Source organism: Pectinatus frisingensis (genome assembly GCF_015732285.1).
GTDB classification, from domain to species: Bacteria; Bacillota; Negativicutes; order Selenomonadales; family Selenomonadaceae; genus Pectinatus; species Pectinatus frisingensis.
Map to the genome: position 1 here is coordinate 24557 of NZ_WIQU01000054.1, position 16967 is coordinate 41523.

Below are 16967 nucleotides of genomic sequence, written 5' to 3' on the forward strand. Positions count from 1 at the left end.
GTATATATCTTTTCTGCCGCAGTGAGAGATAATATAGTAATTTTAAGAAAGAAGACGATTTTTTGTACAATCCCAAATCAGAACATGCTGATGATTTTATCAATGATGAAGAAATTATGGAAACTTTGGATTATGCAGAGAAAAATAAACATAATCGGGTGCTGATAGAAATAATTTTGGAAAAAGCACATAAAAATAAAGGCCTTTCCCATCGGGAAGCTTCAGTACTGCTGGCTTGTGATATACCTGAACTCAATCAGCAGATATTCAAATTGGCTAAGAGAATAAAAGAAGATTTTTATGGAGATCGTATTGTTTTATTTGCGCCGCTTTATTTGTCAAACTACTGTGTGAACGGTTGTGTATATTGTCCATATCATGCCAAAAACAAACATATCTGTCGACGCAAACTGACGCAAAAAGAAATAGAAGAAGAAGTAATCGCATTGCAGGATATGGGGCATAAAAGACTGGCAATCGAATGTGGTGAAGATCCGGTGAATAATCCAATCGAGTATATATTGGACAGTATTAATACCATATATAATATAAAACATAAGAATGGTGCTATTCGCCGAGTTAATGTAAATATCGCAGCGACTACTGTGGAAGAGTACCGTATGCTCAAAGAAGCGGAAATAGGGACATATATACTTTTCCAGGAAACATATCACAAGAAAAATTATGAAAAGCTGCATCCGACCGGCCCAAAGCATAATTATGATTATCATACTGAAGCAATGGATCGGGCGATGCAGGGCGACATAGACGATGTCGGCTGTGGTGTGCTGTTTGGACTATCAACTTACAGATATGAATTTGCCGGTCTGCTGATGCATGCCGAACATTTGGAAGCACGCTTTGGTGTAGGACCACATACAATAAGCGTGCCACGTATTAGAAAAGCTGATGACATTGATCCGGCTGCATTTGATAATGGGATATCGGATGATACTTTTGCCAAAATAGTAGCTTGTATCAGGATAGCTGTGCCTTATACCGGTATGATAGTTTCAACCAGAGAAAACCAACAATGTCGTGAAAAGGTGCTTGATCTTGGTATCTCACAGATAAGCGGTGGTTCGAGAACAAGTGTAGGTGGCTACGCAGAAGAAGAAAAGGCAGAGGATAACTCTAAGCAGTTTGATGTCAGTGACAATCGTTCTTTGGACGAAGTTGTTGACTGGCTCATGCAGCTTGATTATGTACCTAGCTTTTGTACGGCATGTTATCGTGCCGGCCGGGTTGGTGACAGATTTATGAGCATCTGCAAAAGTGAACAGATTTTGAATTGCTGTCTGCCTAATGCTTTATTGACGCTTAAGGAGTATCTGTGCGATTATGCGTCACCGGCGACTAAAGACTTGGGATTAAGCGTTATCACCAGGCAAATAAACAATATCGGCAACGATAGTGTTCGCAATAAGGTCGTAGATGAATTGCAGCTCATTGAAAATGGGGCAAGAGATTTTCGTTTTTAAAAGGAGTTTTTTATGGATTTGAATGCTGTACCTTCAGCAAATCGTACACATATTGCCTTCTTTGGCGTGAGAAATGCCGGTAAGTCCAGTGTTATGAATGCTGTCACCAATCAAAATATAGCTATAGTTTCCGAGGTAAAAGGAACAACGACTGATCCGGTGTATAAAGCAATGGAACTTTTACCACTCGGTCCGGTGACGATTATTGATACACCGGGAATTGATGACAAGGGAACACTTGGCAGACTGCGTGTGGAAAAAACGAAACAAGTGCTGCACAAAACCGATATAGCGGTGCTGGTCGTAAACGCTGTGGATCCCTTAACGACGGCTGACAAAGATATGCTGGAATTGTTTAAGGCACAGCAGATACCTTACGTTATAGCATATAATAAAAGTGATTTAGGTACACCGGCTAGAACCATTGATTCACAGCATGGCGTACTTATCAGTGCTAAAAACAATGACGGCATATTTGAATTAAAGGAACGGCTGGCACATTTAATACGATGTGATGATGGGAAAACACTGCTTAAAGATATAGTGGCTGCCGGTGACACAGTTATTTTAGTGATACCGATTGATAAGGCAGCACCTAAAGGACGGCTGATACTGCCGCAGCAGCAGACCATAAGGGAATTGCTGGATATTGGAGCCACAGCAGTAATGACACAGGACAGCCAATTGGGCAGGGTAATTGCCGGACTCAGGGAAAAGCCCAAAATGGTAATTACCGATAGTCAGGCTTTTGCAAATGTTGCGAGGCAGACACCGGATAATGTATCGTTGACATCATTTTCTATTTTATTTTCCCGTTATAAAGGAAATCTGCTGACACAGATGCAGGCCGTAAAATTACTTGATGGGCTGCAGGATGATGATAAAATATTGATTTCGGAAGGTTGTACACACCATCGTCAGTGTGATGATATTGGAACGGTGAAACTGCCACATTGGATAAAAAAATATAGTGGAAAAACACCACAGTTTATTTTTTCCAGCGGTACGCAGTTTCCTCAAGATCTAACATCATATAAACTAATAATACATTGCGGTGGCTGCATGCTTAATGAAAAAGAAATGCAGTATCGTTTGAAATGTGCCGGGCAGCAGAATATATCCATGACTAATTACGGTACAGCCATAGCGTATATGAATGGAATATTGAAGCGTTCAGTACAGATTTTTGCTGATGTCGATAAAAAATATAATATTTTTTGCTGATTTTTATAAGATAATAGTAAAAACAATACGCCGACGGGAAGTTTAATAATTTCCCGCCGGCGTATTGTTTTATTTAAGACGAATATGAATATATTTTAAGAATTATTGCCAATCAATGATTGCCTGATCCAGCGGTTTGCGTTGTCCTTTGGAAACAATTTTAGGATAACCGACAGAGACGACAGCCATCAATTCATACCCGGCTGGTACATTTAAAAGAATTTTTATTTCTTCTTCGTTTTTTAATATTTCACCGATCCAGCAAGTCCCCAGACCCAGATCATTGGCTGTCAGCAGCATATTCTGCAAAGCGGCACCGATAGCCTGCACGTGTTTTATATATAACTTGGGAATTGTGATGTTAGTCATGATACTGGCGTGATCAAGAAAAACAGCAATCAGGCAGGGAGCCGTTTTTATCCAGTTTTGATATATTGATAGGGAAGCAATTTTATCCAGCAATTTTTTATTTTCCATAATCACAGAAAATTTCCAAGGTTGGAGGTTGTTACCGGAAGGAGCCCAGATTGCCGCATTTAACATTGTTTTGATGGCTTCGGAACTGACTGCCTTAGGTTCATAAGATCTAATGCTCCTGCGGGTCAATATATTATCGGATAAAGTTGTCATGAAGACACTCCTTTGTATTAATGATATCTGATGTATTGCCATTAGTTTTATTTATGAGTTCGGTATAGTGCTTCACCTTATGCTGCATGAATTTGACTCGTTTTTTAGCATCTTCAAGCTGCTTTTGAGCCAGATGGGTGTATTCTAAAATAATTTTATATCGCGGCAGCAGGGAGTCAGTTCCCTCCAGATACAAATCAACATAGTGTTTGATGACTTTTATTGGCATACCGCAGTCTTTAAGATACTTTACCCTGATTAACCATCCAATAGATTCTTCATTAAACAGGCGGGTGTTGTTTTTATTACGTTGTATATTCGGTACGAGACCTTTATCGGTATAGAATCTAATGGTATAAGGAGTCAAATGGGTTTTTTGTGATACTTCTTTAATAGTATACATAATTCTCCTTAAAAATGCTTGACTTCGTGTTGCTCGAATGTTCTAAAATGAGCGTATCATAAAAAGGAGGTATTGTAAAGACATAGCGGTTATTGAAAAATCAATCATAAAGGAGTGACTTTGTGGCATTATAGCATTTAAAGAGTATTTTATATATCAAGATATTGTAAACAAAATGGGATATTATTAGTTTTATAACGAGAAAATACAGTTATACGAACTTAGACAACGGAAAATGATGGAATGAATGTTGTAAAAAGGAAAGCAGGAATGTGACATGGAGAAACAAAAATCAGCGTTGATTGTCGGGGCATCGCGCGGGCTGGGACTGGCAATAGCAAAAGAACTTTTAGAACGCGGCTGGCAGGTGACTGGGACGGTGCGCAGCAAAAGCGGTGCGGGATTGCAGGCGTTAATCGGGCAATATAAAAAACGGCTTGAAATTAAATATCTTGATATTACTTTACCAGAACAGATAGCGGCTATCAAAGATAATACCATTGATGAACAGTTTGATGTTCTTTTTGTAAGTGCAGGTATTACAAATGAGCGTTATGAAACCATGGGTGAAGTGTCTGCAGAGAAATTTATCAAGATTATGATAACCAATGTTTTATGTGTGATGCGGACAGTAGAGCAACTCAGAGGAAAAGTCCGACCGGGCGGAACTATAGGGGTTATGTCATCAGGACAGGGCAGTATTGGTAACAATGAGACAGGTGAATTTGAAGTATATCGGGCCAGTAAAGCGGCATTAAATATGGCAATGCGCAGTTTTGCCACCCGCCGGGGCGAAGATTATGCACTGCTACTGCTGGCTCCTGGCTGGGTAAAAACTGATATGGGAGGAACCTGTGCAACATTTACCATTGATGAGGTAATCACCGATATTGTTGATACGATAGTTGTGCAGGAAGGCAGACGCGGTTTACGTTATCTTGACCGATTTGACAAGACAGTAAGGTGGTAAAGCTTGGAAATCACATACGTATGATTAGAGTATTTTGTAAATTATTGTTATAATTTACAGATGCTTTACTATTGTATTAAAAATATGAAAATTCCTTGTAGATAAACTAAAAATATTATATAATAAATATTATAAATTTAAATATGCAATTTTTAACAATATAATGTTTTTAGTAAGGGAAGGTTGAACATGAGGAGATTTACATTACCAAGAGATATTTACTGGGGAGAAAATTCCCTGTCGAAACTGAAAAACCTTGAAGGGAAAAAAGCTGTGTTGGTTTTGGGCGGCGGCTCGATGCGACGTTTTGGCTTTGTTGATAAAGTGTTGGACTATTTAGAAGAAGCAAATATAGAAACGACCCTTATTGAAAAAGTGGAACCGGATCCTTCTGTAGAAACTGTTATGAACGGAGCCCAAAAAATGCTGGATTTTGGTCCGGATTGGATTATTGCTATGGGGGGTGGTTCGCCTATTGATGCGGCCAAGGCAATGTGGGTATTTTATGAATATCCGGATGTTAAATTTGAAGATATAATTAAGCCATTTTCTTTTCCTGTGCTGCGTAAAAAGGCTAAATTCCTTGCCATTCCGTCTACTTCGGGAACAGGAACTGAGGTCACGGCTTTTTCTGTGATTACCGATAATGAAAAAGGGATAAAATATCCATTGGCGGATTTTAATATTACACCGGATATTGCTATAGTTGATCCGGCATTGGCCGAAACAATGCCGCCTAAGTTAGTCGCATATACGGGCATGGATGCACTTACACATGCCATTGAAGCATATGTGTCGTTGATGAATGGGCCATTTACAGATACGTTGGCAATGCAGGCTGTCGTAACTGTGGATAAATACCTCGAGGCTTCTTATGCCGGAGATAAAAAAGCGCGCGAACAAATGCATTATGCACAGTGTATGGCTGGTATGGCTTTTAGTAATGCCCTACTGGGAATCACTCATTCAATGGCGCACAAGACCGGTCCGGCATACAGTACCGGGCATATTCCACACGGTTGTGCCAATGCGGTTTATTTGCCGTATGTTATTGCTTATAACGCCAAAGAAAAAGCTGCTGCTGTACGTTATGCCGAAATTGCCGGACGGCTCGGCATCGGCAAAAGCAATGATCAGGCGAGCATAACAGCACTTTGTACTAAATTGCGTGAATATAATAAGAAACTAAATATACCACATACTTTAAAAGAATTCGGGGTTAATGAATCAGAATTTTTGCAAAAGCTTGATTATGTGGCTAAAGCAGCTGTGAAAGATGCCTGTACACCCAGTAACCCACGGCATATTGACGAAGAACAGATGAAAAAACTGCTGAAGGCAGTCTATTATGGAACAATAATTGACTTTTGATAAAATCAATTAGGCAATATGTAATATTCATTAAAAATAAACACTTTATATTGAACTTGATTTTATGTAATGTAATACTGATATATATAGTATTACCATGATTAAAATAGTGGTTGCCGGAGAATCGATCTTTCCGGCAGTCCATTGCAATTTAATATCAGATGAAGCCGGTGTCCGCAAGGACTAATAGGGAATCTGGTATAAAGCCGGAGCTGTCCCGCAGCCGTGAGGCGTAGCTTGTCTGCCAATCCTTAAGGGGAACCTCTTGCAAAGGGGCAGTGAGTTTTGGTACTGAGACGGAGCACCGACTGTTTTCAGCATCCATGTAAATTTGCGAGAGACAGATGGATAGATACAGCAAGGCCGACATATTATAAAATGTGTATAAAGAGGTCTATTTAAGTTGCGTTCATTAAATTGGCTGAACGGCTCAAAAATATGATACCTATTACAATGATAAACTGGGAAATAATGACCAGATACATTATAGTGAGATACATATGGTTTTTAAATTAAATGAACATGAATATGCAATAGAAGAACATACGCTTTATAGCAAAAAAAGCGGTGCTGGATGATGAAAAGCGAACCGTAAAAATTTGCCTGTGCCGGCAGATATAGTAGCAGATACGGTTTATGCAATATGTCGGAGAGTTGTGAAAAACGGTCCTGTATGATAATAGGTCACATGCAGAAAGATATTATGTAAAATATCATAAAAATGTTACAATGTTGTCACATTTTCCAATAGCAGCAGTGCTATAATCTTTTTATAGATAGTAAGCAAATATTTACAGAAAGAGTGAGGAAAATGTTCAAGACAAAGATAAAAAAATTAGCAGCGTTCGTGCTTATTTCGTTCATGTCAGTAGGCTTACTGGGAACTACCTTGGCGGAGGCCCATCCTCATGAATGGCCGCCGCATCGTCATGAAGAACCGCGGCGCGATCCGCCGCCCCAAAATAATGAAGGTCATTCTACTGGTGAAGTGACAACGGCTGCCATAGTCGGTGCGGTGGTCGGTGCTATAATAGCTAAAAATACTTGATTTTGATGGTTATGGATAATATTAATATGCCGGATGATATGTTTGCAGAATTTGCAAATATATCATCCGGCATATTTTGTTTAAAATCATTGACTATATTGCGCTTTTCATAAGACGGTAGTTAATATATAATATTTATTTTACGATATGTTTACCGCCGATAAAGTATTTTTGCCAATAAGTGTTATCAAGGCGGTCAATGCGTACCCCTTTACTGGTTGAGGCATGGATGAACTGTCCGTCACCAAGATATATGCCGCAGTGGCTGACTTCCTTGGCATCAGTAGAGAAAAATACCAGGTCGCCGGCCTGCAGCTGGCTGACGGGCAACTTTCTGCCTATTTCGTATTGGGCATCGGCAGTCCGGGGAATTATAAAATTATTTTGTTTAAAGACATACTGCAGGTAGCCGGAACAGTCGAACCCCTTGGGCGTGGCACCACCATATATATATGGAACGCCTATGTATTTTTTAGCGGTTGAGACTATGGCGGCTGCCTTATTACCGGGTAAAAATGGAGCTGTTTCAGTAACGCGTTGGTTTCGTATAGTCGCTATGGCACTTTCTTCCGATTGTGGAACTTGAGAATTTTCAGCCGGCCGGCTGGCGGGTAGAATGGCTGGTTTTCTCACTGGAATACCTGCAACAAGCGGCGATGCCGGTCTGGGTGTAGGAGTAACAGCCGGGATGTTGGTGGATGGTCTGGTTCCATTTAAAGACCACCAGGTCTGGTGGTCGACAATGCCGGTAGCAGGCAAATGATTATCGGTTTGAAAGGCCTTGATTGCAGATTGAGTGGTTTCATCAAAAATACCGGTTACGTTGACAGTATAATCACGCTTTTGCAGTAATTGCTGTAAAAGCCGTACATCATGTCCTTCGGCATGAAGTTTTAAGATAGGAGCTGCCGATACGACATTGGCAGTGGAAGAGAAAAAAGAAACTGCAATAAAAATGCCGGCGATAAGATTGATTGATTTACTCATGGCAGAAAACCTCGCTTAATCAGTTATGCAATATATGCTGTAAACCTTGATTTAAGAGGACGACAACATGGTTATCATCAAGTGAGTACCAGGCTTCTTTGCCTTCCCGACGAAATTTTACCAGCCGGGCACCGCGCAGAAGACGCAGCTGATGGGAAATGGCCGATTGGCCCATTTGTAGTGTTGCAGCTATATCACAGACACACATTTCATCATTGGATAAGATGGTCAGTATTTTTATGCGGGTAGGATCTCCCAGCAACTTAAAAGTTTCGGATAAGCGTACGGTGGTGGCATTATCCAAAAGATGTAATTTTGATTTATTTACCATGTCTTGATGTACGTGGTAAATATCGCACATATCACAGTCTTTGTTATTCTGTTCGTTTGACATGGTGACGCTCCGTTATTGAAAAGTTAATGTATTTGAATATAGTATAACAGAATTTTCCAGTGGCGACAAAATAAAATTTGCAAAATATACTTGACAATATTACAACAAGATAGTAGAATGAATTTCAAAATTAATATTCGCCTTAAATAAACCACTGATGCGGAGATAAAAATACATCGTGCACTTACAGAGAGCCATTGTTGCTGAGAAATGGCAGGACGCAGAGTATTAAATGGACCGCAGAGGGCATAGTCAAAGATAAAGAAATTTATCGAGTATTCTATGACGCAGCACATGCGTTATTTGTGAGGAATATGTTGGTATTCTGCATGAGAGGGAAAATTCTTTCCAAGCAAGGTGGCACCGCGAGTAAATACATACTCGTCCTTGACAAAATAATTTGTCTTTGGGCGGGTATTTTTTTATTGTTTTTACTTTGAGGAGATGTTTGCTGATGATTGATTATCGACCTGGTTTAGCAGAATTGCAGGCGGCTGCCCAGACTGGCTCATATGATATTATGCCGGTCAGCCGGGAATTGTTTGCCGATATTAAAACTCCGATAGCGGTGCTTCAGGCAATGAAAAATGTCAGTGACTGCTGTTTTTTGCTGGAGAGTGTGGAGAGTGGTGAAAAATGGGGGCGTTATTCATTTTTGGGTTTTGATCCCTCCATGGAGATAAAATGCAAAAATCATCAAATGACTATTAAAAAAGGTATCAATGAACAGCGGTTTCACACTGATGACCCTGCGGGGGTAATACGCAAGATATTGCATAATTACAAAAGTCCGCATTTTTCTTTTTTACCACCGTTGACCGGTGGCCTTATCGGTTATTTTGCCTATGAATATATACGCTACAGCGAAAAAAAGCTTGATTTTACTGATAAGCGGCAGGATTTAAATGATGTTGATCTGATGCTATTTGATAAAATTATAGCTTTTGACAATCTGCGGCAGAAGATATTTCTGATTGTTAATATTCGTACTGATGATATCGTGGCAAATTATGAAAAAGCTGGGCAGCAGCTTGATAAATTGGCTGATTTGGTAGAAAATGGCCAGCCGTATAAAGGTAAAGCTGGTAGATTGACTACAGGATTTACCAGTGAAATGCCAGCTGCGGAATATGAAAAATTGGTGGGAAAAATTAAAACGTATATAAAAGAAGGTGATATTTTTCAGGCGGTTCCCTCCAATTGCCGTATGGCCGGATTCAGCGGCAGTTTATTGAATGCTTACAGAGTATTGCGCACGACTAATCCGTCACCATATATGTTTTATTTGAGCGGCCGGCAGATAGAATTGACCGGAGCTTCACCGGAAACGTTGGTCAAGTTGAAAGACGGACGGCTGGCTACTTTCCCGATAGCCGGAACAATGCCGCGAGGAAAAGACAAGGCAGAGGATGCAGCGTTGGAAAAAAAGCTGTGCGTAGATGAAAAGGAACTGGCCGAGCACAATATGCTGGTCGACCTTGGCAGAAATGATTTGGGGAAAATAAGTGAATTTGGTTCGGTAAAAGTAAGCAATTTCCATAAAATTGAAAGATTTTCCCATGTGATGCATATAACTTCCACTGTCACGGGGAAAATACGTTCGGATAAGGATGCACTTGATGCCATCGCGGCTACATTGCCGGCAGGAACATTATCAGGGGCGCCTAAAGTAAGGGCTGTGCAGATATTGCATGAAACAGAAAAAAGTGTGCGTGGCATTTATGGCGGTGCTGTCGGCTATATAGATTTTACCGGTAATATGGATATATGTATCGGTATACGAATGGCGGCAGCCTATGACGGAAATGTTTATGTCCGCTCTGGCGGCGGGGTGGTATTTGACAGTGTCCCTGAGACAGAATACACAGAAACGCTTAATAAAGCCAGAGCGATGATTGAAGCAATTGAGAAAGCACAGGAGGTGTGTGAATAATGTTATTGCTAATTGATAATTACGACAGCTTTTCTTATAACCTTTATCAGCTGCTTGGTGAGATTGGTGCTGATATTAAGGTTATACGCAATGATGAATTAAGCTTGGATGAGATAAAAAAAATGGCGCCGCAGCAGATAGTTTTGTCTCCAGGGCCGGGTCGCCCGGCCAATGCTGGTATATGCGAAGCCGTGGTACGCACATTGGGAAAGTATATACCAATACTGGGGGTATGTCTGGGTCATCAGGCAATTGGAGAAACATTTAAGGCGAAGATAGGTTATGCAAAAAAGATTATGCATGGTAAAAAAAGCATGGTTACAATTACCAATGATATGCCGATATTTAACGGACTGCCACGGCAATTTGAGGCGGCACGTTATCATTCGCTGGCTGTTGAGAAAGACACTATGCCTGAAGAATTGATAGTAACGGCACAGACGGATGACGGTGAAGTGATGGCAATGCGGCACCGGCAGTATCCAATATTTGGCCTGCAGTTCCATCCTGAGTCAATTCTTACTTTTAATGGGAAACGTATTTTGGAAAATTTTTTACAGATAGGCGGTGCAATGTAATGATAAAAGAAGCTATATATGAAGTGGTAAACGGCAATAATCTTGATTATAAAATGGCTAATGATGCCATGCTGGAAATAATGGAAGGCAAGGCAACAAATGCGCAGATTGGCGGTTTTTTGACGTCACTGCGGTTAAAGGGAGAAACTGTTGATGAAATTGCTGCCTGTGCAGCAGCAATGCGGGCAAAATGCCATCCTGTTAAGCATAGCGCATCCGACGTATTGGAAATAGTCGGTACAGGCGGTGATGAAGCCAATACATTTAATATTTCTACTACAGCGTCTTTTGTCATTGCGGCCGACGGAGTCACTGTGGCCAAGCACGGTAACCGTAGTGTGTCGAGCAAATGCGGTGCGGCTGATTGTCTGGAATCATTGGGAGCACGGATTGAACTCGATGCCGTGCAAAATGAAAAGATGCTGGACACAATAGGGATGTGCTTTATGTATGCACCGGTTTATCATGCTTCAATGAAATATGCGGCACCGGTACGGAAGGAATTGGGAGTACGGACGATATTTAATATTTTAGGACCGTTGAGTAATCCGGCGGCCGCTAATATCCAGCTTATGGGAGTATACGATGCGGCTCTCGTGCATCCAATGGCTAAAGTATTAAACAAATTGGGGGTAAAAAGAGGGGCAGTTGTGTATGGTGACGGACTTGATGAAATAACTGCCTGCGGCAAGACCATGGTGTGTGAGGTCAATAATGGCAAGTTTTCCGATTATCAGATAGATCCGGTTGAATATGGGATGGTGTATGCTGCCCGCGATGCGTTGATCGGTGGTGTCGGAGTCGAAAATGCCAGGATAAGCCGGACTGTGCTGCAAGGGGAAAAGGGTGCTAAGCGTGACACTGTATTGCTCAATGCAGGAATGTCATTATATCTTGCCGGGCAGGTTAATGATATAACCGCTGGTGTGAAGAAAGCTGCTGACATAATAGACAGTGGTGCTGCTTATCAAAAAATGCAGCAGTTCATAAAAAATACTAATGAGGTGTGATGTTGATGATTTTGCAAGAGATAGCTGCTAAAACGCGATTGAGAGTGGAAAAATGCAAAATGCAAAAACCATTAGAAGAAATTAAAACAGCAGCGCTTAGCAAAAAAAATGCACGGCCGTTTCTTTTTGAACAGGTATTAAGCAGTGATGATTTATCATTCATTTGTGAGGTAAAGAAAGCGTCGCCTTCCAAAGGTATAATAGCCCGTGATTTTCCCTATTTGCAAATTGCCGTCGATTATGAAAAAGCGGGTGCGGCAGCTGTATCGGTATTGACGGAACCAGAATTTTTTATGGGTAGTGACAGTTATTTACAGGAAATTGCGGCAGCAGTTGATATTCCGGTATTGCGCAAGGATTTTACTATTGATGAATATCAAATATATGAAGCGGCACTGCTGGGCGCCGGTGCAGTGCTGCTGATTTGTGCTTTGCTTTCTTTAGAACAGTTGCAGCATTTTCGCAAAATAGCAGATATACTGGGTCTTTCTTGTTTGATAGAAGCGCATGATGTTGCTGAAGTGGATAAAGCACTGGCAGCGGGAGCACGGGTGATTGGTGTTAATAATCGTGATTTGCGTGATTTTAGTGTAGATATAAATAATAGTATAAAACTGCGTCATAAAGTGCCGGACGACATTATTTTTATATCGGAAAGCGGTATAAAAACAGCTGAAGATATTGAGCACCTGCGTAAAAATAACGTGCAGGCAGCTTTGATCGGTGAGGCTTTAATGCGTAGTCAAGATAAGGTAAAAGAACTGACCCGGTTATATGGCTCTGTAAAAATGCCTCGTGTTAAATTTTGCGGGATAACACGTATGGAAGATGCAGATATTTTAAATATGGTGCAACCGGATTATGCCGGTTTTATATTTGCCCCCAGTAAAAGGCGGATAACACCGCCCTTGGCTCAGTCAATAAAAAAAGTGCTTGCATCGTCAATTGATACGGTGGGAGTTTTTGTCAATGAAGTACCCAAAACTATAGTTGATATAGCGCATGTGCTGGCACTTGATGTCATACAGCTGCATGGGGATGAGACGGAGGAGGATATCAATCAGATAAAGCAGGCTTCTGGTTGCGATGTTTGGAAAGTTGTTCGGGTGAAAAACAGTGGAGATATTGAAAAATGGCGGAATTCATCAGCTGATATGCTGTTGTTTGATACCTTTTGCGATAAACTGGCCGGAGGAACCGGCAGAAGTTTTGATTGGTCGGTACTCAAGGGATTAAACAGGCCGTTTGTTTTATCAGGCGGATTGAAGAGCATCAATATCGTGCGGGCAATAAGAGGTGTTGATCCATGGGGAGTGGATATAAACAGCGGCGTAGAGATAGATGGCATTAAGGACACTGCAAAGATCAAAGAAATAATGGCGATTATAAGGAGATTGAAATAAATGGGAACAAAAGGAAGATTTGGCATCCACGGCGGCCAGTATATACCGGAAACCCTGATGAATGCTGTAATAGAATTGGAAGAAACCTATAAAAAATATAAGAACGATCCAGCGTTTATAGAGGAATTGGATGACCTGCTGAAAACTTATGCCGGCCGACCATCACTGTTATACTATGCTGAACGCATGACAAAAGATCTTGGCGGTGCACAAATTTATCTTAAACGTGAAGATCTCAATCATACAGGTTCGCATAAAATAAATAACGCACTGGGACAAATATTGTTGGCAAAAAAAATGGGCAAAAAAAGGGTTATTGCCGAAACCGGAGCCGGACAACATGGTGTAGCCACAGCCACGGCAGCAGCTTTCATGGGGATGGAATGCGAGATATTCATGGGTAAAGAAGATACTGACCGACAGCGGCTTAACGTCTACCGCATGAAGCTTTTGGGGGCTAAAGTCCATGCGGTGACAAGCGGCACTCAAACACTTAAGGATGCTGTCAATGAAACGATGCGGGAATGGACCAGGCGCATTGATGATACTCATTATGTGCTGGGGTCGGTGATGGGACCGCATCCTTTTCCGACTATTGTAAGAGATTTTCAAAGTGTGATAAGTAAAGAAGCCAGACAGCAGATATTAGAAGCGGCAGGACGTCTGCCGGATGTGGTCATGGCTTGTGTAGGCGGCGGCAGCAATGCCATGGGAATGTTTTATAATTTTATCAACGATAAAAGTGTACGGCTTATCGGCTGTGAGGCTGCCGGTCGGGGCATAGAAACCGGAAAACATGCCGCAACACTGACAACAGGAACTGAAGGTATTTTCCATGGAATGAAATCATATTTCTGTCAGGATGAATATGGACAGATAGCACCGGTTTATTCCATTTCGGCAGGACTTGATTATCCGGGCATAGGGCCGGAACATGCATACCTGCATGATACCGGACGTGCTGAATATGTTGCGGTGACTGATGATGAAGCCGTAGAGGCTTTTGAGTATCTGTCACAGGTTGAAGGAATAATTCCGGCAATTGAGAGCGCTCACGCCGTAGCTCATGCAATCAAGTTGGCGCCGCAGCTTGACAAAGATAAAATAGTCATTGTTTGTCTGTCGGGACGCGGGGATAAAGATGTGGCAGCAATAGCACGTTATAGGGGGATCGATATACATGACTAAAATACAAGATGCATTCAAAAATGAAAAAGCATTTATTGCTTTTATAACAGCGGGAGATCCTGATTTAGCAACAACAGAAAAATTGATTGCAGCAATGGCACAAAATGGTGCTGACCTTATAGAAGTGGGAATTCCTTTTTCCGATCCGGTGGCTGAAGGTCCGGTTATACAACAGGCCAGCAAGCGTTCTTTGGATAATGGAACGACAACAGATGGCATTTTTGCCATGTTGAAAACCGTACGCCAGCGGGTCAATACACCGATCGCATTTATGACATATGCTAATTTATTATTTGCTTATGGCAAAGAAAAATTTTTTGCCAGATGTAATGAAGTAAATGTGAGTGCAGTAATAATTCCTGATATTCCATATGAAGAAAAGGATGAATTCTTCGAGTATGCCAATAAGGAAGGGGTAGAGGTGATTTCACTGATAGCACCTACTTCTGCACAAAGGGTCGGGATGATTGCAAGGAAAGCGCAAGGATTTATTTATCTGGTTTCATCGTTGGGTGTTACTGGAGTAAGGAGTGAAATTACGACCAATCTTGATGATATTGTAAAAATCATCAGGGAAAATACAAATCTGCCAATCGGTATTGGTTTTGGTATTTCTACACCTGACCAGGCGCAAAAAGCAGCGGCAACGGCCGATGCTGCCATTGTTGGCAGTGCAATTGTCAAGCTTGTTGCTAAGTATGGTAAGAACGCACCAGGACCGGTCGGGGAATATGTAAGGAAGATGAAGAAAGCAGTGGTGAAAGCGGCTCAATAGTTGTTATGAATGGAATAGGAGAATGGCATAACGGCGGTGTACCTTACTTTATAAGGTACACCGCCGTTTGGCAATGGCTTTTTATCCGCATTTCCAGCTGTATAGAAATTTGTGACTAAAAATAGTAAAATTAACCGAATTGAATAAATTCGGTTCTAATGGTAAAATATTTTTAAAAATTAATTGCAAAGCATTAGAATAAGTCCACCGAGAACCGGCATCAGGACCATGAATATTTTTAACAGGGAAGGTGGAACCAAGCGCGTGAACTTGGCACCGATGAAAGAACCAATCATTAATCCCAGCAGTGTCTGAATAAATAAATTGAAATCGAGATGGCCGGCAATTAAGTAACCAAGGCCGCCGAAAGCTGATATCGGAATGATTACCAACATTGTTGTACCGACCGACTGATATAAAGACAGCCCAAATATCAATAACAAGCTAAGCTGGATAAAAGCTGCGGCACCAATGCCGAAGGCTCCGGATAAAACTCCATTGGATATGCCGGTTATGATGGCCAGCAGCCAGAAGTGCCAGCCGGTTAAAAAAGTTGTGCGCAGATGAAAAATATTGATGTATTGGGCGTGGAACAACCGCAAGTATAATAATAATGCCGATAGCAGCATCATTACTGCTGTCGCTGTTTTTAGATCGGCTGAAGGCATATAATTGGAAATATTGGCTCCGATAAAAGCACCGATTGCACCGCCGATACCGACGGTGCATCCTGTTTTCAGGTTGATATTGCCCTCGCGAAGATGACTTACGGCTCCGGAAAATGTAGTAAACATCATTGTTGATAGAGCTATCCCCAAAGCTGCGTGAATTTGTACGCCGAATCCGACAGTGAGCAGAGTAATAGTGACACCGGCTCCACCTGCACCGACGAACCCAATCGTCATTCCTAAAAGCAGCATCGCAATAAATAACATAAATAAATCCCTTCATATAATATATGTAATGTTTTGTACTGAATTAATAGCATTTTGTAAATTTAGTTACTTTTTAAGCAAATTTTAACTATTTGGTGGTTAAGTGATGTATTTATGGGCTATAATATCTTTGCTACATCGACCCAGCGGACGGCATTAGAATACTTGGACAATTCATCAATGGTGAGTTCAATTGCGCTGTTGGCACTGCCGCAGGCAGGAAAAACAGTAGAAAACCGTTTAAGTGATTCGTCAAGGTAGGTTTTTACATCGGGATTGACGGCAAATGGACATACACCACCGACTGGATGGCCTGTCATTGTTTCTACTTCATCAAATTTCAACATGATGGCTTTTTTGCCGAAAGCTTGTTTGTATTTGTGATTGTCAATTTTAGCATCACCAGCCATGACGATTAATATAGCAGCGTCATTTAATTTTAACGAGAGGGTTTTGGCGATGCGGGCTTCTTCACAGGCTAATGCTTGAGCCGCTTCAGGTACGGTTGCACTTGACACGGGAAATTCTTTGATATCATTTTCTTTATCATATTGGGAAAAATAGTTTTTTACCTTATCAATAGACATTATACTGCCTCCTAAAATTAAATATGTTAACTATTATAGTGCGAAAATGT

17 protein-coding genes, 1 riboswitch and 1 other annotated feature are annotated in these 16967 nt (G+C 41.2%); of the genes, 11 read left to right on the top strand and 6 right to left on the bottom strand.

Annotated features, from left to right (window positions below):
• Positions 1-62 precede the first annotated feature (62 nt).
• Positions 63-1481, top strand: a complete 1419-nt coding sequence (hydG, locus tag I6751_RS10015; RefSeq protein WP_196591259.1) for a [FeFe] hydrogenase H-cluster radical SAM maturase HydG — start codon at positions 63-65, stop codon at positions 1479-1481.
• Between the two features lie 12 nt (positions 1482-1493).
• Positions 1494-2705 carry a [FeFe] hydrogenase H-cluster maturation GTPase HydF gene (hydF, locus tag I6751_RS10020; RefSeq protein WP_196591258.1) on the top strand — a complete coding sequence of 404 codons (1212 nt, stop codon included), beginning with the start codon at positions 1494-1496 and terminating at the stop codon, positions 2703-2705.
• 102 nt (positions 2706-2807) lie between these two features.
• On the opposite strand, the gene I6751_RS10025 is transcribed toward hydF, so the two are convergent.
• On the bottom strand, positions 2808-3335 hold the full coding sequence (locus tag I6751_RS10025) for a nitroreductase family protein (protein WP_196591257.1): 528 nt from the start codon (positions 3333-3335) through the stop codon (positions 2808-2810).
• Entirely contained in the window at positions 3316-3738 is a 423-nt protein-coding gene (locus tag I6751_RS10030) for a MerR family transcriptional regulator (RefSeq protein WP_196591256.1), read from the bottom strand. Before I6751_RS10030 ends, I6751_RS10025 begins: the two co-directional genes overlap by 20 nt.
• Before the next feature lie 277 nt (positions 3739-4015).
• Here I6751_RS10030 and I6751_RS10035 point away from each other — a divergent pair, with 277 nt between their 5' ends.
• The 3 genes from I6751_RS10035 to I6751_RS10045 all read left to right on the top strand — a co-directional run bounded on the left by I6751_RS10035 (position 4016) and on the right by I6751_RS10045 (position 7127).
• Positions 4016-4708, top strand: coding sequence for an SDR family NAD(P)-dependent oxidoreductase (locus I6751_RS10035; protein ID WP_196591255.1), 693 nt, complete (start codon positions 4016-4018; stop codon positions 4706-4708).
• 189 nt (positions 4709-4897) lie between these two features.
• On the top strand, positions 4898-6079 hold the full coding sequence (locus tag I6751_RS10040; protein ID WP_196591254.1) for an iron-containing alcohol dehydrogenase: 1182 nt from the start codon (positions 4898-4900) through the stop codon (positions 6077-6079).
• Positions 6080-6230: 151 nt separating this feature from the next.
• Positions 6231-6406: riboswitch (cobalamin riboswitch) on the top strand.
• A gap of 484 nt (positions 6407-6890) precedes the next feature.
• Positions 6891-7127: a hypothetical protein gene (locus I6751_RS10045; protein ID WP_182187611.1), complete on the top strand. Its 237-nt coding sequence runs from the start codon at positions 6891-6893 to the stop codon at positions 7125-7127.
• 135 nt (positions 7128-7262) lie between these two features.
• Here the strand turns inward: I6751_RS10045 and I6751_RS10050 are convergent, their stop codons facing one another.
• Positions 7263-8114, bottom strand: coding sequence for a C40 family peptidase (locus I6751_RS10050; protein ID WP_196591253.1), 852 nt, complete (start codon positions 8112-8114; stop codon positions 7263-7265).
• Positions 8115-8133: 19 nt separating this feature from the next.
• On the bottom strand, positions 8134-8445 hold the full coding sequence (locus tag I6751_RS10055; RefSeq protein ID WP_414153175.1) for an ArsR/SmtB family transcription factor: 312 nt from the start codon (positions 8443-8445) through the stop codon (positions 8134-8136).
• 208 nt (positions 8446-8653) lie between these two features.
• Positions 8654-8900: a binding site (T-box leader), on the top strand.
• Positions 8901-8962: 62 nt separating this feature from the next.
• Between I6751_RS10055 and I6751_RS10060 the strand changes: the two genes are divergently transcribed.
• The 6 genes from I6751_RS10060 to trpA are packed head-to-tail and all read left to right on the top strand — an operon-like array spanning position 8963 to position 15395.
• Complete coding sequence (locus I6751_RS10060; RefSeq protein WP_196591251.1) at positions 8963-10441, top strand: anthranilate synthase component I family protein; 1479 nt, start codon at positions 8963-8965, stop codon at positions 10439-10441.
• Positions 10441-11019, top strand: a complete 579-nt coding sequence (locus tag I6751_RS10065; RefSeq protein WP_196591250.1) for an anthranilate synthase component II — start codon at positions 10441-10443, stop codon at positions 11017-11019. Before I6751_RS10060 ends, I6751_RS10065 begins: the two co-directional genes overlap by 1 nt.
• On the top strand, positions 11019-12029 hold the full coding sequence (gene trpD / locus I6751_RS10070) for an anthranilate phosphoribosyltransferase (RefSeq protein WP_196591249.1): 1011 nt from the start codon (positions 11019-11021) through the stop codon (positions 12027-12029). The genes I6751_RS10065 and trpD overlap by 1 nt, the downstream gene beginning before the upstream one ends.
• A 5-nt stretch (positions 12030-12034) precedes the next feature.
• Positions 12035-13432 (top strand): bifunctional indole-3-glycerol-phosphate synthase TrpC/phosphoribosylanthranilate isomerase TrpF, encoded by a 1398-nt coding sequence (gene trpCF / locus I6751_RS10075; protein ID WP_196591248.1) that lies wholly within the window; start codon positions 12035-12037, stop codon positions 13430-13432.
• Positions 13433-14620, top strand: a complete 1188-nt coding sequence (gene trpB / locus I6751_RS10080; RefSeq protein WP_196591247.1) for a tryptophan synthase subunit beta — start codon at positions 13433-13435, stop codon at positions 14618-14620. It begins immediately after the preceding gene.
• On the top strand, positions 14613-15395 hold the full coding sequence (trpA, locus tag I6751_RS10085) for a tryptophan synthase subunit alpha (RefSeq protein ID WP_196591246.1): 783 nt from the start codon (positions 14613-14615) through the stop codon (positions 15393-15395). The genes trpB and trpA overlap by 8 nt, the downstream gene beginning before the upstream one ends.
• A 179-nt stretch (positions 15396-15574) precedes the next feature.
• Here the strand turns inward: trpA and I6751_RS10090 are convergent, their stop codons facing one another.
• Both I6751_RS10090 and I6751_RS10095 read right to left on the bottom strand, forming a co-directional pair.
• Positions 15575-16330 (bottom strand): sulfite exporter TauE/SafE family protein, encoded by a 756-nt coding sequence (locus tag I6751_RS10090; RefSeq protein WP_196591245.1) that lies wholly within the window; start codon positions 16328-16330, stop codon positions 15575-15577.
• A 119-nt stretch (positions 16331-16449) separates the two neighbouring features.
• The gene (locus I6751_RS10095) at positions 16450-16917 is read right to left on the bottom strand and encodes a YbaK/EbsC family protein (protein ID WP_196591244.1); all 468 of its coding nucleotides are present in this window, start codon (positions 16915-16917) and stop codon (positions 16450-16452) included.
• Between the last annotated feature and the right edge of the window lie 50 nt (positions 16918-16967).